Here is a 25741-nt window from a genome sequence, read left to right on the forward strand (position 1 = left end):
GGGAAACAAGATGGATTTTGAATTAACGAAAGAACAACAAATGATCCGCCAGATGGTCAAAGATTTTGCCAAAGCAGAAATTGCACCACACGCTCAAACGATTGATGAACAGGCCGTATTCCCAGCCAAAACGTTTCAAAAAATGGGGGAGCTCGGCTTTATGGGCATCCCCTTTCCAGAGAAATACGGAGGCTCAGGAGGAGATACGATATCGTATGCACTCGCTGTAGAAGAAATCGGAAAACAGTGTGCCAGTACAGGTCTTAGCTATGCCGCAGCCGTATCCTTAGGCGCAAGCCCGCTTTATTACTTCGGTACAGAGGACCAAAAGATGGACCACCTTGTCCCGCTGGCTTCTGGGACAGCACTTGGTTCCTTCGGTTTAACAGAACCAAACGCAGGATCAGATGCAAAAGGGACGAAAACAAAAGCAGTCAAAGACGGACAAGAATATGTCATCAACGGGGAGAAGTGCTGGATCACAAACGCCAATTTTGCCAGAACCATTATTGTCACCGCTGTCACGGATCATGATGAACACGGCCGCCCGATCATCTCCGCCTTCATTGTGGAGAAAGGGCAAAAAGGGCTGTCCATTACAAATCCATATGACAAAATGGGCGTGCGTGGGTCAGATACAGCAGAAATCATTTTAGACGGTGTACGTGTACCAGCCCAGAATATTTTAGGAGACCCAGCGAAAGGCTTTAAGCAATTTTTATATACATTAGACGGAGGACGTATTTCAATTGCTGCGTTATCAGTTGGCATTGCACAAGCTGCACTCGATGCTTCGCTCTCGCATGCAAAGGAAAGAAAGCAATTTGGGCAAACCCTTTCTTCCTTCCAAGCCATTCAGTTTAAGCTGGCAGATATGGCGATGCAAATAGAACTCGCGAGACAAATGGTTTGGAAAGCCGCTTGGCTGAAAGATCACGGCAAGCCGTTTACAAAAGAAGCTGCTTATGCCAAACTTTTCGCTTCTGAAATGGCGACAAAAGCAAGTCTTGATGCTGTCCAAATTCATGGAGGAACAGGCTATATGAAAGAATGTGGTGTAGAACGGCTAGTGAGAGATGCAAAGCTCATGGAAATTGGAGAAGGGACCTCTGAAATTCAGCGTCTAGTCATCGCAAGACAACTGTTAGCGTAATCCGATAATGAAAACGCTTACTATCAATGGAGGAGGAAAGCCATCATGTCGATTCATCCGCAGACAATCTGCTCCCTTTTAAAAGAGAAAAGGGAGCAGCATCCAGCACATGAAGCCATTGTGTATCCAGAACGTTCATTACGTTATTCATATGAAGCGTTTTATCGAGAAGTCAAGGAAACAGGAAAAGGTCTTATGGCATTAGGGGTTCAAAAAGGGGATCATATCGCCATCATGGCGCCTAATGTACCTGAATGGCTCATGCTGCAATTCGCCTGCGCGTCGATTGGAGCCGTTCTTGTCACTGTAAATACGAATTTTCAAGCACAGGAACTCGCCTATTTACTCAAGCATTCTGATAGCAGCATGCTGTTTATCGTAGACGGCTTTAAAGAGACATCCTATGTCAAAATGCTTGAAGAACTCATACCAGAGCTTCAAAACGCTCATCAAGGCGAGATCACCTCCTCATCTTTTCCTTATTTAAAAAGTGTCGTCTATATTGGCGAGCACACGCCAAAAGGCATGCGCAGCTGGAACAGTATTCAAGCTGCTGCTAAAAGAACTGAGGATCACGAGTGGGAGAAACGAATGGATGAGCTTGCGCCAGATGACGTCATTAATATGCAATATACTTCAGGCACAACCGGCTATCCAAAAGGAGTCATGCTCAGCCATACAAACATCGTCTGCAATGCCAGCCAAATCGCAGATTGTATGAAGCTCACCCAAAAGGATCGAATGTGTATTCCCGTTCCTTTCTTTCATTGCTTTGGATCCGTTCTTGGCGTGCTTGCTTGTCTCACAAAGGGAGGAACGATTATTCCGGTTGAATCCTTCCACCCAGAGCGAGTCCTTCAAACCGTGGAAAAAGAGAAGTGCACCGTCCTTCACGGCGTCCCGACAATGTTCATTGCAGAGCTCGACCATCCGAATTTTCACCAATACGATCTGTCCACATTACGAACGGGCATTATGGCAGGATCTCTTTGCCCATCCCATGTGATGAAAGCCGTCATTGAACAAATGGGACTGAAGGAGCTCACGATTGCCTACGGACAGACTGAAAGCTCTCCTGTCATTACCCAAACAAGAACGGATGATTCATTTGAAAGACGGGTTCAAACGGTCGGCCGGGCGCTTCCTCACATCGAAGTGAAAATCACCGTTCCAGGCACGCCGGAGGAAGTACCAAGAGGAGAACAAGGCGAGCTGTGTACAAGAGGCTATCATGTGATGAAAGGCTACTATAAAAATGAAGAAGCCACAAATGAAGTGATTGATCAGGACGGCTGGCTTCATACGGGAGATTTAGCAGAGATGGATGAGGACGGCTATGTGAAAATCACAGGACGGCTGAAAGATATGATCATTAGAGGCGGGGAGAATGTATACCCAAAAGAGATTGAGGATGTTCTTTATACTCATCCGGACATTCTTGATGCACAGGTTGTTGGTATACCTGACGAGACGTATGGAGAAGAAGCCGCCGCATTCCTTCGGCTTAAGCAAGGCAGAACGGTGACGATTGAGACACTCACCAGCTATTGTCAGTCGCAAATGGCGCGCTACAAAATTCCTAAATATTTTTTCATCACTGACGAGTATCCGATGACCGCATCAGGGAAGATTCAAAAATTTCGTCTGAAAAAACAGGCGCTTGATCTAATAAAGGAGTGAAGGCAGCGATGTTTCAAAAAGTACTGATTGCCAATCGAGGCGAAATTGCTAGGCGAATTATTCGAACATGTAAAAGGCTCGGGATCCACACCGTTGCCGTTTATTCAGAAGCAGATCAGCATGCACTTCATGTGCAAGAAGCAGACAGCGCCTATCTGATTGGAGGCGCGAAAGTATCTGAAAGCTATTTAAACATGGAAGCCATCATTAGGGTAGCCAAGCAGACAAATACAGATGCTATTCACCCAGGATATGGCCTCTTATCAGAAAATGCGGCCTTTGCAGAACGCTGTCGCAGCGAAGGTATTGCCTTTATTGGGCCATCCGCACAAGTCATTCAGCGAATGGGGAATAAAATTGAAGCAAGAAAAACGATGGCTCAAGCAGGGATCCCCATTGTACCAGGCGTTTCAGCTCCGCTGCATGATGCAGAAGAAGGAGTGAGTCAAGCGCAGTCACTCGGTTATCCGATCATGCTCAAGGCCTCAAGCGGGGGTGGAGGAATTGGTATGCAGCTCGTGCAAAATGACGATGAGCTGTACAGGGCTTTTGAAGGGAATCAAAAAAGAGCACAAAGCTTTTTCAACGATGGGACGCTGTATATGGAAAAGGTCATTGAAAACGCGCGGCACATTGAAATCCAGGTCCTTTTTGATTCCTTCGGTCATGGGGTTCACTTATTTGAGCGCGACTGTTCACTCCAGCGGAGACATCAAAAAATCATTGAAGAAGCACCAGCCGCCTGTCTCGATGAACCGGTGAGACGTCAGATGGGGGAGATGGCCGTCAAAGCAGCCAAAGCGATTGGGTATGAAAATGCAGGGACGATTGAATGCTTAGTCGATCAGCATCAACAATTTTATTTCCTAGAAATGAACACAAGATTACAAGTAGAGCACCCTGTCACAGAAGAAATTACAGGTATTGACCTTGTTGAGGAGCAGCTGAAAATCGCTGCATGTGAGTCGCTTTCCTTTAATCAGGAGGATATTCATCAAATCGGGCATGCCATCGAGGTTAGAATTTATGCGGAAGATCCCGTCACCTTTTATCCTTCACCAGGAACGATCACTCGGCTTTCTACGCCTGAAGCTCCGTATATCCGTCATGAGTCAAGTGTGACAAAGGGAAGCATTATAACCCCTTTTTACGATCCAATGATTGCGAAAATGATCGTTTACGGTGATACACGAAAACTTGCAATAGAACGATTAAAAGGGGCATTACAAGCATATGAAATAGAAGGGATCAAAACCAACTTACCACTTTTAAGGGAAATGGCCGGATCTTCTGCCTTCTTACAAGGCAGCATCACAACCGATTTTCTCATGAAAAAAAGGGAGGAAAACCGTTCATGAAAACTGTCACGATTCAAATGGCCGGAAACTTGTGGAAGCTTCTTGTGAAACAAGGCGATGAAGTGCAAAAAGGACAGGAGGTTGCCATCTTAGAATCAATGAAAATGGAAATTCCGATCGTTGCTGAAGAGGCCGGGATCATCCGCAAAGTGCATAAGGCAGAGGGAGAGTTTGTCGATGAAGGAGAGGTTCTTTTAGAACTGACAGAATAGGAGGGAGCCAGATGGCATTACCAAAGAGTGTGCTTATCAGGGAGGTCGGCCCGCGGGACGGACTGCAAAATGAATCAGTCTGGCTGGACACAGGCGAGAAGCGAACGTGGATAGATCTGCTCGCAGCAGCCCAGCTCCCTTATATTGAAGTCACATCATTTGTTCATCCTAAATGGGTTCCAGCCTTAAAAGATGCCAAAGAACTCACCCAATCCTTAAACAAAAAAGACGACATCACCTATGCAGCACTCATTCCCAATGAAAAAGGCTTAGCTCATTTTTTTGAAGCCAATCTTGACACAGGCGCTATGTTTATCTCTTCGAGTGAAACACATAACAAGAAAAATATGAATCAATCCATCCACGAAACACTTCCTGTCATCAAACAAATGACAGCTGATTTAAAAGCAGCAGGAAAACACACACGCGCGTATATCTCCACCGTGTTTGGCTGCCCGTATGAAAAACAAGTGCCAATGGATAAAGTCCTGCGGTTAACGGATATTTTGCTTTCTTATGGCATTGATGAAATATCTCTCGGTGACACCATCGGTGAAGCCCATCCGCTACAAGTAGAAAGGCGCTTAGACATTTTACTTGAACGTTTTCCTGCTGATAAAATTGCTCTTCATTTTCATGATACGAAGGGGATGGCTCTTGCCAATATTTATACGGCATTAAAAGCCGGAATCACGATATTTGACTCCTCCAGCGGGGGGCTTGGCGGATGTCCCTATGCACCTGGCTCCAGCGGAAACGTGGCGACAGAAGATGTGGTGCATATGCTTCAAAAACTAGGAATTGAGACAAATATTCACCTTCCTGCATTAATTCAAGCGGCAGAATGGATTGAAGCAAAAGTAGATCGAACCCTGCCTAGTCACTGTTTACGCGCTTTTCACTCTCAGACTACTTCATAAAGGATGAATAACATGACATCATTGGTCCATTTTTCAATACAAGATGAACAGATCGGCATCATGACCTTAAACAGGCCAGAACAAGCGAATTCCCTATCCGCTCCTATGCTCGAGGAGATCAATCAAACCATTCAAGAAATCAAACACGATGAAAGCATCCGCTGTCTGCTCATTACAGGAGCCGGTTCAAAAGTCTTTTGCGCTGGTGCAGATTTAAAAGAACGACGATTGATGACAGAAGCAGAAGCAAAAGGAGCTGTTCGTTCAATTCAGCAAACCTTTATCGAGATTGAATCCATTCCTGTACCTGTCATTGCAGTGATGAACGGACACGCACTTGGCGGAGGACTTGAGCTCGCGCTCGCTTGTGATCTCCGCATCGCACGAGCCGGAGCCAGACTCGGCCTGCCAGAAACAGGACTAGCTATCATACCAGGAGCCGGAGGGACGCAGCGGCTTCCGCGCCTCATTGGACTCGGTAAAGCAAAAGAACTTATTTTCACAGGCGCATCATTACAAGCAGAAGAAGCCATTCAAATCGGGCTGATTGAGCATATTTCTGTAGCAGATTCACTTATGAACGATGCCATCTCTCTTGCAAAACAAATCATCAAAAATGGTCCGCTTGCCTTAAAAGAAGCGAAGCAAGCGATTCAATCAAGCCTTGATCACGATTTGTATTCAGGTATAACGAAGGAATACGAAGCCTATCTACGGCTCATTGATACAGAAGATCGAACGGAAGGTCTTCAAGCCTTCCAAGAAAAACGCATGCCTCAATACAAAGGCAGGTAGTAAGAAAGGGGAATGGGTATGATCGAAGAATATGAAAAGAAAAAACAGCAGATTCTGAAAGGCGGGGCCGAGCGATACCATCAAAAAAACAAAGAAAAAGGAAAATTGTTCGTCCGTGACCGCCTCCAGTTGTTATTAGATGAGGATTCTTTCATTGAGGATGCCATGTTTGCCGAGTGTCAGGATGAACATTTACCAGCAGATGGTGTTGTCACAGGGACGGGGCGGATGAATGGGCAGACGGTTTGCGTCATGGCAAATGATTCTACCGTCAAAGCAGGATCATGGGGCGTCAAAACGGTAGAAAAAATCATTAGAATCCAAGAAACAGCCGAAAAACTCAACTGTCCGATGCTGTATTTAGTCGACTCTGCGGGTGCTAGAATCACCGATCAAATCGCCATGTTTCCAGGCAGAAGAGGCGCAGGCCGCATTTTTTATAACCAGGTAAAGCTGTCTGGACGTATTCCGCAAATTTGTTTACTATTTGGTCCTTCTGCAGCCGGAGGTGCTTACATTCCTGCTTTTTGTGACATCGTCGTCATGGTCGAAGGGAATGCCTCAATGTATTTAGGCTCACCGCGAATGGCTGAAATGGTGATTGGAGAGAAAGTATCACTTGAAGAAATGGGCGGGGCGAAAATGCATTGCAGCATTTCTGGATGCGGTGATATTTTAGCAAAAACAGAAGAAGAAGCCATTGAAATCGCTCGCACCTATTTAACTTACATGCCTGCCAATTATACAGAAAAACCAAAACGGGCAGCCGCAAAAGCACCTAAACCATCAGAGATTACCATTCAAGATCTCATCCCTAAAGGGCAGAATACCCCTTTTGATATGTATCAGCTTATTGATTTACTCATTGATGAAGGATCATTTTTTGAAATCAAAAAGCTATTTGCCGCAGAGCTGATCACAGGATTTGGCCGTATGAATGGTCAGCCTGTCGGTCTTATTGCCAACCAGCCGAGGGTAAAAGGCGGCGTATTATTCCATGACTCGGCCGACAAAGCCGCCAAGTTTATTCAGCTATGTGACGCCTTTCATATTCCACTCCTTTTTCTTGCGGATATACCGGGGTTTATGATCGGAACAAAAGTGGAACAAGCAGGCATTATTAGGCATGGGGCGAAAATGATCTCCGCCATGTCAGAGGCAACCGTTCCGAAAATATCCGTCATTGTTCGTAAAGCATATGGTGCAGGTTTATATGCAATGGCAGGACCAGCCTTTGAACCGGACTGCTGTCTCGCACTTCCATCAGCACAAATTGCTGTCATGGGGCCAGAAGCCGCTGTAAATGCGGTCTATGCGAATAAAATTGCCGAACTGCCTGTAGAAGAGCGGGCGGCATTTATACAAGAGAAACGCAAGGAATACCAGGAAGATATGAATATATATGAGCTTGCCTCTGAAATGATTGTTGATGGTGTCATCCCGTTTGACCATTTGCGAGATGAGCTTTGTCATAGATTACAAGCCTATACCGCTAAAGAAATGACATTTACAAGACGAAAACACCCGGTTTATCCGGTCTAAAGGGGGCAGCCTCATGATGAACCAAAAACCAGCGTGGATCCCCGAAGAGCAGATGATGAAACAAACACGTCTTTACAAATGGATGCATTCACTTGGTTTTTCTACTTACGATGCGTTCTATCAAGCTAGTATCGAGCATACCGATTGGTTTTGGAGAGAAGCTGAAAAGGCGGTCGGCATCGTGTGGAAGGAGCCGTATGAAGCCGTTTTAGGCCAAGATTCATTCATGTGGCCCAATTGGTATAAAGGCGGCCGGCTCAACGTGGTCGAAACGGCTGTTGACAAATGGGCAGAGAATGAAGAAACCCAGCATCAACCAGCCGTGATTTGGAGAAATGAAGCGGGAGAAGAAAGTAGATGGACGTTTCTCGAACTTCAGGAAAAGGTCAATCGTCTCGCTGCTGGTTTTTTGAAGAAGGGAATTCAAAAAGGGGATGTGGCGGTCATTTATATGCCGATGCTTCCGGAAACAGCTGCCGTCATGCTTGCCTTTGCAAAGATTGGTGTCATCTTTAGCCCAGTTTTTTCTGGCTATGGAAGCGAGCCTCTTGCCGTACGTATTCGTGCATCGGGGGCAAGCATTGTCGTCACAGGGTCGAGCGTGACGCGCCGGGGAAAAACGATCAACATGCGGGAATGTGCGGCAGAAGCAATCGACAAAACCAAGACCGTCAAAACAGTCATTGTACACGCTTCCTCTCCTACTGGATATAAAGAGGATATCAAGCTAAACGATTTGTTAAAAGAAGAACCAATGAGTGAAACGACTTATCTTTCAAATCAAGATCCCCTTATGATCTTATACACGTCTGGAACAACCGGTACACCAAAAGGGGCTGTTCATACCCATGCAGGCTTTCCTGTAAAAGCGGCTTTTGATGCTGGTCTTTGTATGGATGTTGCAAAAGGAGACCACTTGTTTTGGCTCACAGACATGGGATGGATGATGGGGCCATTTCTCGTCTTTGGCGGCTTGATCAATGGAGCTGCAATTGTTTTATATGACGGCGCCCCCGATTATCCAGATGAACAGCACCTTTGGTCATTCATCCACGAGCAAAAAGTCACCCATTTTGGACTTTCACCAACTTTTGTTCGATCTGCAATGCAGCAAAACCTTGCAGACATTGAGCTGCCGCATGTCAAAGCCATCATTTCTACAGGTGAACCTTGGAATGAAGCACCATGGCAATGGCTTTTTGACACAATTGGTCAAAAGCATATTCCGATCTTAAATTACTCAGGGGGAACAGAGGTTTCTGGCGGTATTGTAGGAAGTACGCTGCTTCGTCCAATCAAACCGATCCTTTTTAATGCGGCAATCTTAGGAATGGCGGCAGATGTTTTTAATGAGGCAGGACAGAGCGTGATGAATGAGGTAGGGGAGCTTGTTGTGAAAAAGCCATGGGTCGGTATGACATGTGGATTTTGGAAAGATCCAGAGCGATATGAAGACACATATTTCAAACGATTTGATGGGGTGTGGACACACGGTGATTGGGTGATGCAATCAGAGGATGGCGCCTTCCATATCACGGGCAGATCGGATGATGTCATTAATACAGCAGGAAAACGTGTCGGTCCAGCTGAAATTGAATCCATTCTTGTCGGGCATCCAGCCGTACATGAGGCTGCTGTGATTGGAGTCAAGGATGAGGTGAAGGGAGAAGCACTTGTTTGTTTCGTCGTAGCCAGATTACAGTCTTTCGAAGAAGCAGCACTCATTTCAGAGCTTAAAACTCATGTTGGTTCATATGCGGGGAAAGCGCTCACTCCAAAGGAAATTCATCTCATTTCAGCTTTACCGAAAACAAGAAACGGAAAAATCGTCCGGCGTTTATTAAAAGGCGCGTATGAGCAGCAGCCTTCACCAGATCTATCTTCTTTAGATAATCCGAATGTCTACAAATGCATTTGCGAATACTTGAAAAGGAAACAAAGTATATAAAAAAAGACAGGAGAGATCCCTGTCTTTTTTATTGCACATGAAAATTCGTGCCATCTGTTGTTGCTTTTACAATTCCTGCCCGAATCACAAAATCACCGAAATGTTCATCCTCTTCACGTTCTTTTGCATAGCGGGGGAGAAGAGAGCCAAGCTCGTTTAAAATGTCTTCTTCTCCAACATTTTCTCGGTACAGTTTACTTAATCTGCTGCCATCGAAAGCAGCGCCTAGATACATATTGTATTTGCCAGGTGATTTCCCGATAAAGCCAATTTCACCTAGTGCATGACGGGCGCATCCATTTGGACATCCAGTCATACGAATCGTGATTTCTTTATCACTTAAGCCGTTTTCTTCGACAATCTCTTCAATTTTGTCAATTAAGCGCGGGAGGTAGCGTTCTGCTTCTGCCATCGCTAAACCACATGTTGGAAGAGAAACACAAGCCATTGAACTGCGGCGCAGTGCCGAGTGCTGCTGGCCAGCTGATAAACCGAACTCCTGAATGAGCTGCTCGATTTGTTTCTTTTTATGCGTTGTGACATTTCCAATCATTAAATTTTGATTCGCTGTTAAGCGGAAGTCACCTGTATGAATCTTTGCGATTTCACGGATGCCTGTCATCAGCGGGTAGTCATCGTAATCCGTGATGCGGCCGCCTTCTACAAACATCGTATAATGCCATCTGCCATTGATGCCTTTTACCCAGCCATAGCGGTCACCGTTATGATCAAAGTGGTAATCTCTTGCGTCTAAAAGGGTAAACCCTAGGCGGCGTTCAAGCTCTTCTTTTACATTCTCAAGACCGAGACGGTCCACTGTATATTTAAAGCGGGCATTTTTTCTCACCGAACGGTTTCCGTAGTCACGTTGAATAGTGATCACTTGTTTGGCAATCTCTACAACTTGTTCCGGTGTACAAAAGCCAATCACTTTTGCAAGCTGAGGATAGGTCGCTGTATCACCATGCGTCATGCCCATTCCGCCGCCAATCGCGACATTAAAGCCGACTAATTGATCATTTTCAATAATCGCAATGAAGCCTAAATCCTGCGAAAAGACATCTATATCGTTAGCAGGAGGGACCGCCACACCAATCTTGAATTTTCTTGGCAGATAAAGCGGACCATACATCGGCTCAACCTCTGTATCAGGCGTAGCCGCTACTTTTTCCTCATCAAGCCAAATTTCATGATATGCTCTTGTTTGCGGAAGCAGGTCATCACTTAATTTTTTGGCGAGCTCGTATACGTCATGGTGTACTTCTGATTGATAGGGATTTGACGTACACATGACATTACGGTTCACATCGCCGCAAGCAGCGATTGTATCAAGCATAGTAGAGTGGATGTCTTGAATGGTCTTTTTCATGTTCCATTTTAAAATACCGTGAAGCTGAAAGGTTTCACGAGTTGTCAGCTTTAACGTACCGTTTCCATATTTATGAGCAAGCTCATCCATGACAAGCCACTGCTTGGATGTAGCAATTCCGCCAGGCAGGCGGACGCGCAGCATAAATTGATAGGCAGGCTCAAGCTTTTGTTTTTGCCGTTCATTTCTCAGGTCACGATCATCCTGTAAATAACTGCCATGATGCTTCATCAGGCGGTTATCATCATCAGGAATACCCGCTGAAATCGGATCAAGCATCACTTCTTTTAATGTACCCCGTAAATAATCACTTTTTTCTTTGATTTCCTCTACGTCGCTCGGAGGTCCATCCGGCGCTGTTAATGCTGTCTTCACCATGTAAGTAAAAGCTCCTTTCTCTCAAGCATTCAATCAATATACGTCACGCTGATAGCGTTTTTGCTGCTGCAAGTTGGCTAGATAGCTTTCTGCTTTCTCTTTGCTCATCGCACCTTCTTCTTGGATGATTGATAGAAGGGTATCATGAACATCATGCGCCATATGTTTTTCATCTCCGCAGACATATACATAGGCACCTTGTTCCAGCCATTCGAATAATTCTTTACTTTGTTTCTTCATTTGGTGCTGGACATATACTTTTTCCTCTGAATCTCTTGAAAAAGCCACATCCATTTTCGTTAACACACCATCTTTTAACCACTTTTGCCATTCGGTTTGATATAAGAAATCCGTCACAAAGTGCTGATCACCGAAGAACAACCATGACTTTCCATCTGCACCAACTTCCTCACGCTCCTGCATAAATGAACGGAAAGGGGCGATACCTGTGCCTGGTCCCACCATAATGATCGGTGCATCATGGTTTTCAGGAAGCTTAAAGTTTTGATTGTGCTGGATATAAACAGGTAGCTTATCACCTGGCTCTAAGCGCTCCGCACATAAGATTGAGCAGACACCTTGACGTTCTCTTCCGTGAGCATCATATCTCACAGCACCGATCGTCAAATGAACTTCTTCTTCATTTGCTTTAAGGCTGCTTGCAATGGAATAAAGGCGTGCAGGAATTTTTCTTAAAATCGCAGCGAAGTCTGCCGCTGTTCCTTCAAAAGGACCGAAATCACGAGCAGCATCTACTAAATCTCTTCCTGCTATATACGCTTTTAATTTTTCTTCGCTTCCTTCTTCTAAAAGGGCCTGCAAGGCTTCGCTTTTTGTAAAGGACGCCATCTTTTGAAGAAGAGGTTTTGTTAATACGGTAATCTCAAAATGAGAGGTGAGTGCTTCTTTTAAAGGAAGCGTGCCGCCGTTTTTATGAACGGTGACGGTTTCCTCTGCATTCCATCCGCATGTTGTGATCAGTTCATCAACAAGCGCAGGATCATTTGTTGGATAAATACCAAGGCTGTCACCTGGCTCATAAACAAGTCCTGATCCTTCAAGAGAAAGCTCCAAATGACGGGTTTCTTTGTTAGAGCCGCGGCCATTTAGGTTGAGATTTTCAAGCACTTCAGCATAAAAAGGATTTGTTCTTGAGTATTCAGATGCAGCGGTTTGAGTGTTTACTCCTGCTGATTCCTGCTGGGTTGCTGCGGCTCCGCCTTCACTAAGTGAAGATGCCACCCCTTGAAGCCATTCAGAAAACGGCTCATCATAATCAAGGTCACAGTCCACTCGATCGAAAAGACGCGTTCCGCCAAGCTCTTTTAAACGCTCATCAAATTCTTTACCTGTTTGACAGAAGAATTCGTAAGAGCTGTCACCAAGTGAAAGGACAGAAAAGCTTAAATGATCAAGCTTTGGTGCACGTCTGCCGTGAACATATTCATGGAAAGAAAGGGCATTATCAGGCGGATCTCCCTCACCATGTGTGCTGACAATGATCAGTAAATTGTTTATTTTTTTCAGACTATTTGGTTTAAAATCTGACATAGAAGAGAGCGTCACTTGAAAACCTTTCTCTTCAAGATACTGCGCTGTCTTTTTTGCTAACCCTTCAGAATTGCCTGTTTGCGAGCCATAAAGCACGGTCACATCTTTGCTGACAGGCTGCGCTGGTGCTGCAGCAGAAGGAGAAGGGGTTTGGGCAGTATTTTCTAATCCGGTTAAAGCTGCCTGTGCTGATAAATAACCGGTAAGCCAAATTTTTTGCTGATCTGTTAAAGTCGGAAGCAGCTGATTAAGCAGTTCTGCCTGCTGCTGACTAAACGGACTGTTCAATACATGAAGTTGCAACGATATCCACCTCACAAGGAATATAAACATAGATTAATTCGATAGGAATTATATATATAGGTTCAATTTGAACTTTACCGAAAGTTTGCCATTAAGTAAAATATATAATATTGATTGTCATGATTAAGATTTCTAATACCTTTGCAAGGTGAAGAAACTTGAAGATGAATCGCTTATCTGTATAAAGCACCTTAAGAAAAATGGGGCCGTTTTGAATGAAGAAGCGATCGTAAGCAATTGAAAAGGGGTGTATGAAAGTTGATGCAGCTAAAATTTAAAAACAGAAAATGTTTTCGGCTTGTCTTCTTGATTGTTCTCATTTTATTAGCAGCGTGCAATTCTCCAAAGGACAATATAAAGGATTCATACAATAAGAGTAAAACAACAGCATCTTTTTCAAAAAAAGGCGTACTGCTAAGTAAAGGGGAAACAAATTTACTTCTTATAAATAATAGAACGCCTCTAAAAAGCGATGATTCATTGAAAACTCATCTTCTTATTGAAAAGTATAAAAATGATCTCATCGTTATGGATTTAACGAAAGTAGATTCTAAAAAGCTGTCACAGGGTCAAACGATTGAGGTTTGGTTTGATGAGTTACAAGAATCGTCTCCTCCTAAAGCAACGGTCAAAAAATATCACATCATAATGGATAAGTAGGGGAGCAGGGGCAGATTCTTTCTATCATGAAAAAAGAGAAAAACCCTAAGGTTTTTCTCCTTTCTCAAATTATGCTGTTGGAAGTCCCATCACAGCTTTCACTTCTAAATATTCCTCGATTCCGAAGTCTCCCCATTCTCTTCCAATACCAGATTGCTTAAAGCCGCCAAACGGGGCAAAGTAATCTGTTTCGGCATTGTTAATGGTAATTTGACCAGCACGAATATGTTCAGCTACATATTTTAATGTTTTTTCATCTTTTCCAACCACATAACCAGCAAGACCGTACACTGTATCATTGGCAATCTCAAGGGCATGATCCAGGTCTTGATATGTGATCACACTCATGACGGGTCCGAATATTTCCTCTTGTGCAATGGTCATATCATTTTTCACATTTGTGAAAATAGTATGCTTGGCGAAATACCCTTTGTCTAGTCCGTCCGGCTTCCCAGTTCCCCCAGCAAGCAGATTGGCACCTTCTTCAATTCCTTTTTCAATATAAGACTGCACGGTATCCCACTGCTTTTTGGAGACAAGCGGGCCAGTGGCGTGATCTTCTCGCGGATCACCAACTGTAAACTTCGGCAGGGCATTCAGCAGCGCTTTTTCAAATGCGTCTTTCATTGATTCAGGAATCAGCACACGTGTAGCTGCGGAACATACTTGACCTGTATTCATCGCAATATGATGAACGGCTGTTTCGGCTGCCTCATCCACATCTGCATCATCTAAGACGATAAGAGGGGATTTCCCGCCGAGCTCAAGAGCCACTTTCTTAATATTGTCTGCAGCGTTCTCCATTATTTTAGAGCCGACAGCACCTGATCCAGTAAATGAAACAAAGTCAATATCAGGATGTGAGCTAATGCCGTCACCAATGACGTCACCAGTTCCGTTTACTAGGTTAAAGACTCCTTTTGGTACGCCTGCTTCATCAATGATGTCTGCAAGAATCATTGCGGCAAAAGGTGTAATTTCCGCAGGCTTTAAGACAACTGGTGAACCTGCTGCAATGGCACCTGCGATTTTAAGTGATGTTTGATTCGTTGGGAAATTCCAAGGTGTAATCAATCCGCTGACACCAATCGCTTCTTTTATAATGGTATGCCCGCCGCGGTCCTCAGTAAATGTATAAGATTTAAGTGCTTCCGCTGCTTTAGAAAAATGTTCATGTCCCATTTTGCAATGAACCTCTTCTGATACTTTCAGCGGTGCACCGAGCTCTTGTGTCATGACTTCTATCAGTTCATCCTTACGTTTTTCGTAGCCGCGCACAATGTTTTCAAGCATCTTCACGCGTTCATTTCGAGATGTTTTTGAGAAAGAAGGGAAGGCGGCACGAGCAGCTTGGACTGCCTTATCTAAATCTTCTTTTGTACCTAAACTAATGGTGCCAATGACTTCCTCTGTAGCAGGATTGATGACTTCCGTCGTTTCGTTTCCTGTTGATGCGATCCATTCTCCGTTAATAAAATGTTTCTCTTGATTTCTCATTCTGACATGTCTCCTTTTTATATGTGATTCCATTCAATATTCTGTTTTCAGGTGATATAAAACTGTACCCACTGTGAAAAATCTAAAACGATGAAACTGTAAAAGAAAAAGTTTCTGATATAATACGCAAAGTGGGACATATGTCCTTTTCAACATCAGGGCATCTATCATTTAATGGAACTAGACTGAAAAAAGAAGGAGCATTTGAACGAATGAAAGGTGTTATTTTCGCTTTATTAGGAGGCGCTTGTATTACACTGCAAGGCGTAGCAAACGCAAGAATCAGCCAGGATATCGGGACATGGCAGGCGGCAACCATCACGCAGCTGACCGGTTTTGTTATCGCACTTATCATTTTACTGATCGTACGTGACGGACACGTTCGAGAATATCGAAAGGTGCAGCCGCTTTATTTAGTAGGCGGCGCATTTGCAGCCATTATTATTTTTAATGAAGTCACTGCGATTCAAATGATCGGTGTCACACTGACGATCGCTGCTTTACTCATTGCACAGCTGGCATTTACCTTTGCAATCGATGCAAAAGGATGGTTTGGTGTACAGAAGAAGAAAATGAAATGGCCGCATTATGCAGGAATTCTATTGATGATCGCGGGTGTAATCATTTTAAAGCTATAAAGGAGGGCGTCAGATGGAAGAGCTTCATGATGAATGTCTATTTTCCTCTTATCTCAAGGCACATCAATTAGAAAACGTCTTTCATCAGAAACTCATATCACATGTCAGCTTATGGCGCTATGAGCAAGGTGAGCTGATTTGTTCAAAGGGAGATCAGAGAGAGCACTTGTACTTGTTAGTAAAAGGGAAATTAAAGATTTTCACCACCACAAAGGAAGGGAAGACCTTTATTCTTTGTTTTAAACATCCTCTTGAAGCGATTGGAGATATTGAATACGTTCAGCAGACAGATATGGTCAATACAGTGGAGGCTGTCACAGAAGTACATATGCTAAGGATTTCTCATCAAGCACTCATGCGATATGCAAAGGATGACCCCCGCATATTAACCTTTTTATTAAAAGGGATTACAAACAAATTTTATACGAAATCAAACGATTTGAGCTTCCACCTTTTATATCCTGTAGAGGTCAGGCTCGCAAGCTACTTATTGTCTGTGTTAACAGGTGATAACAGTGCGAGCGCACTTCGTCTTACCGATGCGGCGAGCTTAATTGGTACAAGCTACAGGCATATTAACCGGGTGATTCAGCAATTCTGTGAAAAAGGGCTGATAGAGAGGCAAAGAGGCGAGATTACGATTCTTGACCGGAAAGGGCTCTTAGAAATAGCAGAGCACAACATTTATGAATAGAAGAAATGAAGGGATTCAGACATGATCATAGGAATAGGATTAGCCATCGCGGCTGGCGCACTCGTCAGCTTACAAACCATTTTTAACAGTAAGGTCAATGAGCAGACAGGCTCTTGGTCAACAACCACTCTCGTTCTAGGTATGGGCTTTATTGCTTCACTTTTGATGGGTCTTTTGCTAGAAGGAACCGGCATGTTTCAATTAAGACATATGGAAGCGTGGTACTGGATTAGCGGAGCCATTGGAGTAGGGGTGGTCATCTGCCTCGTTCAAGCAATCAAACGTCTTGGTCCGACTTATGGAATCTCAATTGTCCTGATTTCACAGCTTGGCTGCGCGCTTTTGTTCGATTCGCTTGGCTGGCTTGGGTTAGAGAAAGTGGAATTTTCGCCCGCAAAACTATTAGGTGTCATTGTGATTATTGCAGGAATCTTGGTGTTTAAATTGACCAAATTGGAACCAGCAGAAGAAGAGCAATCAGAAGAAAAAGGGCTGCCACAAGAGTAGCTGCCCTTTAGATCAATCGCCGCCATAAAACGGTTATCGCGGATAAACCATTTAAAAGGAGCCTTTTCATCAAAGGCTTTTTTTTCTGCCCATAGCCGTCCGCTTTATAGGCTGCTTTGTCCTTCGCGACGAGAATACTATAGGCGATTTTACGTTCGATTGCCTGAGTAAGTGATAGCGCAAACGGGGCGCTATCAATGACCAAAATCGACTCTGTATTTAAAAAACTAGACCTCGCATCTAAATTATATGTTCCAATAATACTTAAATAATCATCAATGACCATCGATTTCGCATGAATGGAATACGGACCTTCATATTCGTACAAATGAACGCCTGTTTTCATCAGTTCCTTTTTCGTGCTTAAGTAGCCTGCAAAAGCTAAAGGATTTGGCGTGGCTGTCAGAGAATTCGTGACAACTGTTGTTTGAATCTCGCTAGCTAATGGAGTGAGGCCTTCCTTCATGGGTCGTGTCGGGATAATATAAGGTGTCTGTATGAGCACAGATCGCTTTGCCCGGTGAGCAAGATCGTTTAATTTTTTCAGTACAAGAGGACGCTTATTGAAGCGCTCCACTGGATTTGTAAAGAATGCAATCTGTTTTACTGAGGTGGTATCTGCTGCCCAATTAAAGGACGACATCACAAAAGGTTCTTTCGTACGCACTGCCTCCTGATAGGACCTAAGCAGTTTCTTTCTTAGTTTTAAGCCATTTTTTGCTTTTTGCTTGGAGAACACGGCTTTTGTTTTTTTCGTAAAGTTATGATTCCATAAATAAACGAAATATTGCTCCATTTCATCTAATACTTTTCCTTTTTTGCCGTTATAAAGCAGCACATCGCGGTCAAATGCGAAGTCTTTCGGCGGCTGATCTGCAAAGTATTTATCACCGATATTCCTTCCGCCCATCACAACCACTCGGCCATCTGCCAGCAGCAGCTTATCATGAAGGCGGTTATGCCAAGTCCATGGCTTAAATAACCGAAAGGGCTCATAAAAACGAATGGCCATGTTCGGGTGATTTGCCACGGCATACCGTAAATGCTTCAGCGGTCCACGCAAACTGTGGCAGATGCCGTCTAAAAGCAGCTGAACCTTTACCCCTCGATCAGCAGCTTCAATTAAAGCACCTAGTACCCATTCGGCTGTTTTTCCCTTTTGAATGGAATAATAACTAAGACGGATCATCCTCTTTGCCTCACGAATCATTTGAATTCTGGCCTGGCCAGACTCAAATCCATCGTCAAGAAGCATCACTTGATTTGTGCCCTGATCGTCTCCTGAGATGGAAGAGGCTTTATAGATACAATGTTCTTTGCATGTTTTTTGAATCGGTAAATAAAACAAAACAAATGCGGTCAAAAAGACATAAACGACATAGAGAAGGATCAGATAAAACAAAAGATGAAGCATACGGATCAGCTCCTTTCACATAGACACAACTTTTCCTTAGTTTATGTCAAAAATAAAATTTCACTCATTTTCGCCTTTCACCTAAATACATGACAAAAGAATCATCTTGTTTTTATTGGGCATTTAATTATAGTATGAAATGAGTAAGGGGGAATCGAATTGAACGAATCATTATTTAACATCCCAAGCGATGTATATCAAACGTTAAGTGAAACAGAGCGTTATTTACTCAATTATATTCACCAGCATTTAGAGGATATCTCCACCTTATCCATTGTCACTTTAAGCGAAAGAGCCAATGTATCGACAGCCACAATTGTCAGACTGATGAAAAAAATTGGTTATAATGGCTATACATCCTTTAAATATCGATTGAAACAAGAAAAGAAAATGACAGATGCAAGCGACCAGCTGAAAAATATTGATGAAGACATCAAACTAGCGATTCGGAAAAATGAAGAAGAGGTTTTAAAGACGATCCAGCTGCAAAGTATTGGACAAATTGAAGATGCCGTTCAAAAAATACATAATGCAGACAAAATTTATATTTTCGGCAGAGGCTTCTCAGAAATGATCGCCAAAGAGATGACCATCAAATTACAGCTCATCGGGAAAACATGTGAAGTACACGACGATCCAAATATCATTCGGCTGAAATCGCGAGACATTGAAAAAAGTGAGCTTGCCATCTTTGTTTCATTAAATGGCGAAACAGCTGAGCTTGTTGAAGCGTGTCAAAACCTCAGCATGAAGCAAGTCACAACCATTACGGTCACGACAAGAATAGATTCTACATTAAGCAAAATATCAGATATGACACTAGTCGGATATAAAGGGGAACAATCTTTCTTTCCAGATTATGAAGTCAGATCCCGCCTGTCTCTCCATGTCATTGCCCGCATTTTACTCGATGCCTATGTGATCCGAATGAAATAACCAATAAGAAAGCCTTCGAGACTTTGATCTGGAAGGCTTTTTCTCATGAAAACCTTTACACATTCTGAAAACATTTTCACTGAATCGTATGAGATACTTTCTTTAGAGAAAAGAAAGAAGGTGAAACCAATTGATTTATACCTGCACCTTAAATCCTGCTATTGACCTATATATTGCATTAAAAGAAATGCGGGCAAATGCAGTCAACCGTACGGAAGATGAAGATTATCAGCCGAATGGAAAAGGCGTGAACGTGTCGATTATGCTAAAGAAATATGGCTTCACCAGCACTGCATTAGGGTTTATCGCTGGGTTTTCAGGCTCTTATATTGAACAATCCTTAAAGGATCTCTCTATTCAGACCGATTTTATCTCGGTTGAGGGAATTACACGCATTAATGTTTTTATCAATACGACAGAAGAATACAAGCTCGTGAACCAGGGCCCTGCGATTGAAGAAAGAGCGCTTCACGCCTTTCGTGAGAAAATTGCAGCTATCCCGCAGGGGGGCATCCTTATCATGTCAGGCAGTTTGCCAAAGGGCGTTCCTGCCAGCATTTTTTCAGAAGTAGCAGCTATTTGCCATCAACAGAAGGTCAAGTTCATTTTAGACACAAGCTCTGCAGCGGTTCTTGAGACGCTTCAATACAAGCCGTATTTATTAAAACCAAATGAAGAAGAAATTGCTGCTTTTTTCGGCAAAACACATCCTCTGTCAGAAAAAGAACTCATTCAATCAGGAGAAAAGCTTATTGAGATGGGTGCAGAGCAAGTGCTTATTTCCCGCGGGGGAGAAGGGGCTTTGTTCATTACGAAAAACGCCGTCTTAAAAGGAAACGCACCGACAGGCATTGTAGTAAATACAGCTTGTTCAGGAGATGCGATGCTTGCAGCTTTTCTTAGTAAACAGCTTGAAGGACATTCACCTGAAGAATGCTTACGATACGGCATTGCAACAGGAGCCTCTACCGCATTTTCGAAAGGCTTAAGTGATTTACATGACATTGATTCATTGATTGAGCAAGTACACATACAGAAAATATAAGGGGGAATACACATGAGCCGTAAAAAAATTGTCGCTGCAACCGGCTGTCCAACAGGCATTGCACACACATTCATGGCAGCTGAAGCATTAAAAATCGCTGCTGAGCAGCTAGGGGTCGACATCAAAGTCGAAACGCATGGTCAAGTAGGAATTGAAAACGCTTTAACTGATCAAGACATTATGGAAGCAGATGGAGTCATTGTGGCAGCCGACAAAGATGTGCATACAGACCGTTTTCACGGCAAGCCACTGATTGAAGTGCCTGTAGCCAAAGGCATTCGCACGCCGACTGAGCTGATTCAGAGCATTATCAATGGAGATGCTCCCGTTCATCAAGTGAAAGGAAGAGCTTCTGGAACAGAGAAACCATCTGCTCCTTCATCCTCTCAACAAAAGTCGGCAAATAAATGGATACACACTATTTATAAGCACTTAATGAACGGTGTATCGCACATGCTGCCATTTGTCGTTGGAGGCGGGGTCTTAATAGCTATTTCCTTCCTATTCGGAATCTACTCTGCTGATCCTCAGCACGAAACGTATCATCCGTTTGCTGCCTATTTGAAAAGCATTGGCGGACTTGGCTTTAGCTTAATGGTACCAATTTTAGCAGCATTTATCGCTGATTCAATTGCAAGACGCCCAGGGATGGTCGTCGGTTTTATAGGAGGGCTCCTTGCAAATGATGGAGGTGCTGGATTCTTAGGCGGTATTATCGCAGGTTTTGCAGCAGGATATATCATTTTATTGCTTCAATTCTTGCTTCAAAAATTACCAGCATCACTTGATGGATTAAAATCGATCTTCATCTATCCTGTCATCGGTATTTTCTTAATTGGGGCTGTCATGACCCCGCTATTGGTTCCCATCACAGGGTTAAATAATTCCTTAATGGATTTTCTCTCATCTGTACAATCCACAAATCCGCTGCTTTTAGGCTTAATTGTGGGAGCAATGTGTGGATTTGATATGGGCGGACCATTTAACAAAGCAGCCTATGTTACAGGAACGGCTTTACTTGCACAAGGCAACCTTTACTTTATGGCAGGTGTGTCTGCAGCATGTATCACACCACCACTTATCATTGCGATTGCTACAACCATTTTCCGAAAACATTTCACGCCACAAGAACGAAATGCTGGGGCAATCAACTATATTCTGGGGGCGACACATATTACAGAAGGAGCCATCCCATTTGCGGCAAAAAACCCAGTCGTTGTCCTGCCAATTATCATGTTTGGTTCCGCCATCTCTGCTATATTGACATATTTGTTTGGCGTACAGGTTCCAGCTCCGCATGGTGGATTCCTTGTCCTTCCAGTTGTCACAGGTGCATTCCAATGGGTGCTTTCCATACTAATCGGATCAATTGTAGGTGCGATTCTATACGGACTTTACCGTAAAAAAATAGACAAACCCGCAGTTTAAGAGGGAGGAAGAGAAATAATGGAACATATCTATATGAATCTTCACGAAACAGCTTCTTCACAGGCTGGCGTGTTCGCAGCCATTGCTGACATTGCTTACAAAGCAGGTATTTGCACCTCACCAGAGGAAGTCAAAAAAGGCTTAGCGGAAAGAGAAGCATTGAGTACAACTGGATTTCAAGATGGATTTGCTATTCCGCATACACAAACAGAAGCCATCACAAAACCAGCACTTGTGATCGTCCGCACGGAAACAGGCATTGAATGGGACGCTTTTGATGGGAAGCCTTGCTTTTTCTTCTTATCCTTACTGATCCCTAAAAGTGAAGCAGGGACGACTCATTTAAAGGCTCTTTCTGCCCTTTCACGAGGCTTAATGGATGAAACGAAACGTCAAAAACTGCTGGAAACAAGAACAAATGAAGACATGCTGGCTGTATTAGAAACGGATATTTTAACGAGAGAGGATGTTTGATCATGCCTTTACTTTCAACAACACCAATGCTTGAGGCTGCGAAAAAAGAAAAATACGGAATTGTGGCATTCAATGTACACTCCTTTGACAGTATCTATTGGGTACTCGAAACTGCTGCAGAATTAAAGTCACCTGTGATATTGCAAACAACGGTTGGAACGGTTCAATCTCTTGGAGCAAAAGCGATTGCAGATACAGTGAAGGCGGCGGCTGATCAATATCAAATCCCAATCGGTCTTCACCTCGATCATTGCACAGACTTTGATGTGATTCTCACCTGTATCAGAGCGGGATATACATCCGTTATGATCGATGCATCTATGCATTCATATGAAGAAAATGTTCGTCGCACAAAAGAAGTCGTGGATCTTGCCTTAAAAGTGGGTGTAAATGTCGAAGCAGAATTAGGCAAGGTAGGCGGTGTCGAAGATGATATCGTTGTTGATGAAAAGGATGCTGAAAAAGCCGTTCCATCAGAATGCCGTCAATTTGTAGAAGAAACTGGGGTGCCCACTTTAGCGCCTGCGATTGGTACTGCCCATGGCATTTATAAAGGGGTGCCGGATATTGACTTTGCCCGCATTGAACAAATTGCGGACCTGGTCGATGTACCACTTGTTCTCCACGGTGGTTCTGCTGTACCGGATGAGGATGTGAAGCGATGCGTTGCACTTGGTATGGCAAAGGTGAATGTCTCAACTGAATTGAAAAATGCATACTCCGAGGCCATACGTGATCATTTCTCAAATGAACCTGAAAGCTTAGATCCGCGTATGTATTTACAAAAAGCAAAACAAGCAGCAAAAGACATGGTCCAATCGAAAATCCGAATCGTTGGCAGTGAGGGCAAAGCCCATCCGCTATATCAATAAGAAAAAAAGCAGAGCTGCAATTGCTCTGCTTTTTCACATTATTCGTTTTCTTTCATTTCATTTGATGTACGTACTCGTGCATTTCCCATAAATACGACTGTAATCGCCGCAAGTGCAATCGGGAATAAAGCAAGCAAAAATACATACGTAATACTTTGTGACATTGCATCGATGACTTTATTTAAAATATCAGTCGGAATTTGTGAGCGGGCACCTTCTTGGAAAATAGCCTGTGGATCGCCTATTTGGGAAGGGGATCCTTTCATTCCACTAAAGGCATCAGCTAAACGATTTGTCAGCACATTGGTTTGAATCGTCCCGAAAATCGTGACACCGAGCGTCATCCCAAGTGATCTCATAAATGAATTGGTCGAGTTTGCACTGCCTCGATAGCGCGGCTCAAGATCATTCATTGAAGCTGACGGCAGAAGGGAGAAGCTGAACCCGACCCCAAATCCTGATATCATCATAAAGAGTGTGAGCCACAGTCTTGCTGTATCTGGTGACATATTGGCAAGCAGCAGCATCCCAGCGAAAAATGAAATGACAGAGATGGCCATAAGACGTCTGAAAGGCACTTTCGTCTGCATCGTTCCGCCAATCATACTGCCAATGACTGATCCAATCATCATCGGTGTTAAAATAAACCCTGCACTTGTCGCAGATTCACCGTACACCGCCTGCACGAAAATAGGAATAAACACAGCAAGAATAATGAATGTCCCGCCATATAAAAACGCCAAAATTTGAGATGTCGCAAATAATCGATTTTTAAACATCCAAAATGAGATAATCGGTTCCTCAGCTTTACGCTCAACAATAAAGAAGATCGTACCGAACACAAGAAACACAGCAAAAAGTGTGAGGATTTGCACCGAATCCCAAGCATAAGATTTACCGCCAAGCTCAAGCGCGAACATTAAGCTGACAACCGCAACGACAAGTGTAATAGCACCTGACCAGTCGATTTTCTGCTTACGATGTTCAAGCGATTCCTGATAATATCTGGCGATCAAGAAGACACTGACAATACCAATCGGCACATTAATATAGAAAACCCAATGCCAGCCGATCGAATCCGTAATAATAGCACCTAAGAGCGGTCCGAGTACACTTGATAAACCAAAGACAGCTCCAAACATACCAGACATTTTTCCGCGCTTTTCAGGCGGGAAGATGTCAAAGATAATTGTAAATGCGATTGGAAGAAGGGCACCGCCTCCAAGCCCTTGAATGGCTCGGTAAATAATGAGCTGATCCATCGTTTGTGCGATACCGCACAGCGCTGATCCAATTAAAAAGAAAATAAGTCCAAACAGAAAAAAACGCTTTCGACCATACATATCAGAAAGCTTTCCGTAAATAGGCATTCCCGCCATTACTGCCACCATATAAGAAGCCGTCACCCAAGCAAATTTATCAAAACTGCCCAAATCTGCTACGATACTTCCCATCGCTGTTGCAACAATGGTATTGTCCATCGCTGCCATAAAAATACCTAACAGCAAACCGATGACAACAAAGCGAGTGGATGCCTTGCCTTTATCCACATGATTCATTTCATTTACCTCCTGCTTACGTTCTCTCCTTATTTTTGCTATGATCAACTTAAATATTAAAGTAAGAGAACATTTATCTTGATGATCAAGATAAATTGATTTTAAAGGGAGGAGAACAAGTTGTCAATAAAGAACGAGGCTGAAGACAGAGCAACCCAGATCATCCATACAATGAGGCGCCTCGCCACACGAACCGTTTTATTCCACCAAGCGGCCGCCCAATCACTCGGCCTTTTTCCAACAGATCTCAAATCAGCTGATTTATTAAATGAACTCGGCCCCCTTACAGCAGGGGAATTAAGTGAAAAAACAGGCCTTAGCTCCGGTGCAGTCACAGCACTCATTGACCGGCTTGAAAAAGCGGGCTACGCCAAAAGAGCAAAGGACCCAAAAGACAAACGAAGAGTGATCATCGTTCCATTAACGGCAGGGAAATCACAGGTGAAAGAACTCTTTCGATCCTTATCAACATCAACGAAGGAACTCACAAATGAATACAAACCAGAAGAATTAGATTTAATTATTCAATTTATAACTGAAGCAGCAGATATCATGGAGCAAGAACTTCAATTGCTTAAGTCTAAATCGTAAAAAGTACACTGATGCGGGTGTGCTTTTTCTAAGTGCATTCCTAATTCATGTAGGGATTGCCTCGATTAGTGACATCTTCCTTACCATAAAAGTGCTCTATAACACTTTTTTATAATGGAGTAGCTCAAATCTATTTAAAAGATTGTTCTAAAAACTACATTATAATTGTTATGACAAAAGTGGAACTAATGCATTCTATAGTTTGCTTTTCAATTGA

23 protein-coding genes are annotated in these 25741 nt (G+C 43.4%); 18 read left to right on the forward strand and 5 right to left on the reverse strand.

Features of this window, described 5'->3' with window-relative positions:
* The first annotated feature begins 10 nt into the window (after nucleotides 1-10).
* Genes OIT90_RS10190 through OIT90_RS10225 form a run of 8 tightly spaced genes read left to right on the forward strand, consistent with a single transcriptional unit; the run spans nucleotide 11 to nucleotide 9608 of the window.
* On the forward strand, nucleotides 11-1153 hold the full coding sequence (locus OIT90_RS10190) for an acyl-CoA dehydrogenase family protein (protein WP_064498554.1): 1143 nt from the start codon (nucleotides 11-13) through the stop codon (nucleotides 1151-1153).
* Between the two features lie 45 nt (nucleotides 1154-1198).
* A complete protein-coding gene (locus tag OIT90_RS10195; RefSeq protein WP_474892513.1) occupies nucleotides 1199-2833 on the forward strand; it encodes an AMP-binding protein in 1635 nt (544 codons plus the stop codon).
* An 8-nt stretch (nucleotides 2834-2841) separates the two neighbouring features.
* Entirely contained in the window at nucleotides 2842-4191 is a 1350-nt protein-coding gene (locus tag OIT90_RS10200; protein ID WP_474892514.1) for an acetyl-CoA carboxylase biotin carboxylase subunit, read from the forward strand.
* Complete coding sequence (locus OIT90_RS10205; protein WP_039179120.1) at nucleotides 4188-4403, forward strand: acetyl-CoA carboxylase biotin carboxyl carrier protein subunit; 216 nt, start codon at nucleotides 4188-4190, stop codon at nucleotides 4401-4403. Before OIT90_RS10200 ends, OIT90_RS10205 begins: the two co-directional genes overlap by 4 nt.
* 11 nt (nucleotides 4404-4414) lie before the next feature.
* On the forward strand, nucleotides 4415-5323 hold the full coding sequence (locus tag OIT90_RS10210) for a hydroxymethylglutaryl-CoA lyase (RefSeq protein WP_410559131.1): 909 nt from the start codon (nucleotides 4415-4417) through the stop codon (nucleotides 5321-5323).
* A gap of 12 nt (nucleotides 5324-5335) precedes the next feature.
* Entirely contained in the window at nucleotides 5336-6118 is a 783-nt protein-coding gene (locus OIT90_RS10215; RefSeq protein ID WP_268474593.1) for an enoyl-CoA hydratase-related protein, read from the forward strand.
* Nucleotides 6119-6136: 18 nt separating this feature from the next.
* Nucleotides 6137-7660, forward strand: coding sequence for an acyl-CoA carboxylase subunit beta (locus tag OIT90_RS10220; protein ID WP_410559130.1), 1524 nt, complete (start codon nucleotides 6137-6139; stop codon nucleotides 7658-7660).
* A 13-nt stretch (nucleotides 7661-7673) separates the two neighbouring features.
* Nucleotides 7674-9608: an AMP-binding protein gene (locus tag OIT90_RS10225; protein ID WP_474892515.1), complete on the forward strand. Its 1935-nt coding sequence runs from the start codon at nucleotides 7674-7676 to the stop codon at nucleotides 9606-9608.
* 28 nt (nucleotides 9609-9636) lie between these two features.
* On the opposite strand, the gene cysI is transcribed toward OIT90_RS10225, so the two are convergent.
* Nucleotides 9637-11355, reverse strand: a complete 1719-nt coding sequence (gene cysI, locus OIT90_RS10230) for an assimilatory sulfite reductase (NADPH) hemoprotein subunit (RefSeq protein WP_059377376.1) — start codon at nucleotides 11353-11355, stop codon at nucleotides 9637-9639.
* Between the two features lie 33 nt (nucleotides 11356-11388).
* Nucleotides 11389-13209 (reverse strand): assimilatory sulfite reductase (NADPH) flavoprotein subunit, encoded by a 1821-nt coding sequence (locus OIT90_RS10235; RefSeq protein ID WP_474892516.1) that lies wholly within the window; start codon nucleotides 13207-13209, stop codon nucleotides 11389-11391.
* A 261-nt stretch (nucleotides 13210-13470) separates the two neighbouring features.
* Here OIT90_RS10235 and OIT90_RS10240 point away from each other — a divergent pair, with 261 nt between their 5' ends.
* Nucleotides 13471-13869, forward strand: coding sequence for a DUF3221 domain-containing protein (locus tag OIT90_RS10240; protein ID WP_247544732.1), 399 nt, complete (start codon nucleotides 13471-13473; stop codon nucleotides 13867-13869).
* 69 nt (nucleotides 13870-13938) lie between these two features.
* On the opposite strand, the gene OIT90_RS10245 is transcribed toward OIT90_RS10240, so the two are convergent.
* A complete protein-coding gene (locus OIT90_RS10245) occupies nucleotides 13939-15366 on the reverse strand; it encodes an aldehyde dehydrogenase family protein (protein WP_474892517.1) in 1428 nt (475 codons plus the stop codon).
* Between the two features lie 212 nt (nucleotides 15367-15578).
* Between OIT90_RS10245 and OIT90_RS10250 the strand changes: the two genes are divergently transcribed.
* Genes OIT90_RS10250 through OIT90_RS10260 form a run of 3 tightly spaced genes read left to right on the forward strand, consistent with a single transcriptional unit; the run spans nucleotide 15579 to nucleotide 17205 of the window.
* Nucleotides 15579-16004: a DMT family transporter gene (locus OIT90_RS10250; protein ID WP_039183136.1), complete on the forward strand. Its 426-nt coding sequence runs from the start codon at nucleotides 15579-15581 to the stop codon at nucleotides 16002-16004.
* Between the two features lie 13 nt (nucleotides 16005-16017).
* A complete protein-coding gene (locus OIT90_RS10255; protein WP_107164275.1) occupies nucleotides 16018-16698 on the forward strand; it encodes a Crp/Fnr family transcriptional regulator in 681 nt (226 codons plus the stop codon).
* A 21-nt stretch (nucleotides 16699-16719) separates the two neighbouring features.
* The gene (locus OIT90_RS10260) at nucleotides 16720-17205 is read left to right on the forward strand and encodes a DMT family transporter (protein ID WP_144491282.1); all 486 of its coding nucleotides are present in this window, start codon (nucleotides 16720-16722) and stop codon (nucleotides 17203-17205) included.
* A gap of 7 nt (nucleotides 17206-17212) precedes the next feature.
* On the opposite strand, the gene OIT90_RS10265 is transcribed toward OIT90_RS10260, so the two are convergent.
* Nucleotides 17213-18619: a phospholipase D-like domain-containing protein gene (locus OIT90_RS10265; protein ID WP_474892518.1), complete on the reverse strand. Its 1407-nt coding sequence runs from the start codon at nucleotides 18617-18619 to the stop codon at nucleotides 17213-17215.
* A 159-nt stretch (nucleotides 18620-18778) separates the two neighbouring features.
* Here OIT90_RS10265 and OIT90_RS10270 point away from each other — a divergent pair, with 159 nt between their 5' ends.
* The 5 genes from OIT90_RS10270 to OIT90_RS10290 all read left to right on the forward strand — a co-directional run bounded on the left by OIT90_RS10270 (nucleotide 18779) and on the right by OIT90_RS10290 (nucleotide 23374).
* Complete coding sequence (locus OIT90_RS10270) at nucleotides 18779-19555, forward strand: MurR/RpiR family transcriptional regulator (RefSeq protein ID WP_024425669.1); 777 nt, start codon at nucleotides 18779-18781, stop codon at nucleotides 19553-19555.
* A gap of 130 nt (nucleotides 19556-19685) precedes the next feature.
* A complete protein-coding gene (pfkB, locus tag OIT90_RS10275; protein ID WP_058838630.1) occupies nucleotides 19686-20600 on the forward strand; it encodes a 1-phosphofructokinase in 915 nt (304 codons plus the stop codon).
* Between the two features lie 12 nt (nucleotides 20601-20612).
* A complete protein-coding gene (locus OIT90_RS10280) occupies nucleotides 20613-22028 on the forward strand; it encodes a PTS fructose transporter subunit IIC (RefSeq protein WP_039179080.1) in 1416 nt (471 codons plus the stop codon).
* Nucleotides 22029-22043: 15 nt separating this feature from the next.
* Nucleotides 22044-22502 carry a PTS sugar transporter subunit IIA gene (locus tag OIT90_RS10285; RefSeq protein ID WP_039179076.1) on the forward strand — a complete coding sequence of 153 codons (459 nt, stop codon included), beginning with the start codon at nucleotides 22044-22046 and terminating at the stop codon, nucleotides 22500-22502.
* Nucleotides 22503-22504: 2 nt separating this feature from the next.
* Entirely contained in the window at nucleotides 22505-23374 is an 870-nt protein-coding gene (locus OIT90_RS10290) for a class II fructose-bisphosphate aldolase (protein WP_047203423.1), read from the forward strand.
* A 38-nt stretch (nucleotides 23375-23412) separates the two neighbouring features.
* Here OIT90_RS10290 and OIT90_RS10295 read toward each other — a convergent pair whose 3' ends face one another.
* Nucleotides 23413-24933 carry an MDR family MFS transporter gene (locus OIT90_RS10295; RefSeq protein ID WP_474892519.1) on the reverse strand — a complete coding sequence of 507 codons (1521 nt, stop codon included), beginning with the start codon at nucleotides 24931-24933 and terminating at the stop codon, nucleotides 23413-23415.
* 171 nt (nucleotides 24934-25104) lie between these two features.
* Here OIT90_RS10295 and OIT90_RS10300 point away from each other — a divergent pair, with 171 nt between their 5' ends.
* Nucleotides 25105-25524 (forward strand): MarR family winged helix-turn-helix transcriptional regulator, encoded by a 420-nt coding sequence (locus OIT90_RS10300; protein WP_059377412.1) that lies wholly within the window; start codon nucleotides 25105-25107, stop codon nucleotides 25522-25524.
* Nucleotides 25525-25741: the final 217 nt, after the last annotated feature.

Source organism: Bacillus sp. ABR, assembly GCF_056172715.1.

What these genes read in the sequence shown, in the direction of transcription:
- OIT90_RS10190 (WP_064498554.1), top strand. Translation starts at nt 11, where the DNA reads ATGGATTTTGAATTAACGAAAGAACAACAAATGATCCGCCAGATGGTC.
- OIT90_RS10195 (WP_474892513.1), top strand. Translation starts at nt 1,199, where the DNA reads ATGTCGATTCATCCGCAGACAATCTGCTCCCTTTTAAAAGAGAAAAGG.
- OIT90_RS10200 (WP_474892514.1), top strand. Translation starts at nt 2,842, where the DNA reads ATGTTTCAAAAAGTACTGATTGCCAATCGAGGCGAAATTGCTAGGCGA.
- OIT90_RS10205 (WP_039179120.1), top strand. Translation starts at nt 4,188, where the DNA reads ATGAAAACTGTCACGATTCAAATGGCCGGAAACTTGTGGAAGCTTCTT.
- OIT90_RS10210 (WP_410559131.1), top strand. Translation starts at nt 4,415, where the DNA reads ATGGCATTACCAAAGAGTGTGCTTATCAGGGAGGTCGGCCCGCGGGAC.
- OIT90_RS10215 (WP_268474593.1), top strand. Translation starts at nt 5,336, where the DNA reads ATGACATCATTGGTCCATTTTTCAATACAAGATGAACAGATCGGCATC.
- OIT90_RS10220 (WP_410559130.1), top strand. Translation starts at nt 6,137, where the DNA reads ATGATCGAAGAATATGAAAAGAAAAAACAGCAGATTCTGAAAGGCGGG.
- OIT90_RS10225 (WP_474892515.1), top strand. Translation starts at nt 7,674, where the DNA reads ATGATGAACCAAAAACCAGCGTGGATCCCCGAAGAGCAGATGATGAAA.
- cysI (WP_059377376.1), bottom strand. Translation starts at nt 11,355, where the DNA reads ATGGTGAAGACAGCATTAACAGCGCCGGATGGACCTCCGAGCGACGTA.
- OIT90_RS10240 (WP_247544732.1), top strand. Translation starts at nt 13,471, where the DNA reads ATGCAGCTAAAATTTAAAAACAGAAAATGTTTTCGGCTTGTCTTCTTG.
- OIT90_RS10245 (WP_474892517.1), bottom strand. Translation starts at nt 15,366, where the DNA reads ATGAGAAATCAAGAGAAACATTTTATTAACGGAGAATGGATCGCATCA.
- OIT90_RS10250 (WP_039183136.1), top strand. Translation starts at nt 15,579, where the DNA reads ATGAAAGGTGTTATTTTCGCTTTATTAGGAGGCGCTTGTATTACACTG.
- OIT90_RS10255 (WP_107164275.1), top strand. Translation starts at nt 16,018, where the DNA reads ATGGAAGAGCTTCATGATGAATGTCTATTTTCCTCTTATCTCAAGGCA.
- OIT90_RS10260 (WP_144491282.1), top strand. Translation starts at nt 16,720, where the DNA reads ATGATCATAGGAATAGGATTAGCCATCGCGGCTGGCGCACTCGTCAGC.
- OIT90_RS10265 (WP_474892518.1), bottom strand. Translation starts at nt 18,619, where the DNA reads ATGCTTCATCTTTTGTTTTATCTGATCCTTCTCTATGTCGTTTATGTC.
- OIT90_RS10280 (WP_039179080.1), top strand. Translation starts at nt 20,613, where the DNA reads ATGAGCCGTAAAAAAATTGTCGCTGCAACCGGCTGTCCAACAGGCATT.
- OIT90_RS10290 (WP_047203423.1), top strand. Translation starts at nt 22,505, where the DNA reads ATGCCTTTACTTTCAACAACACCAATGCTTGAGGCTGCGAAAAAAGAA.
- OIT90_RS10295 (WP_474892519.1), bottom strand. Translation starts at nt 24,933, where the DNA reads ATGAATCATGTGGATAAAGGCAAGGCATCCACTCGCTTTGTTGTCATC.
- OIT90_RS10300 (WP_059377412.1), top strand. Translation starts at nt 25,105, where the DNA reads ATGAGGCGCCTCGCCACACGAACCGTTTTATTCCACCAAGCGGCCGCC.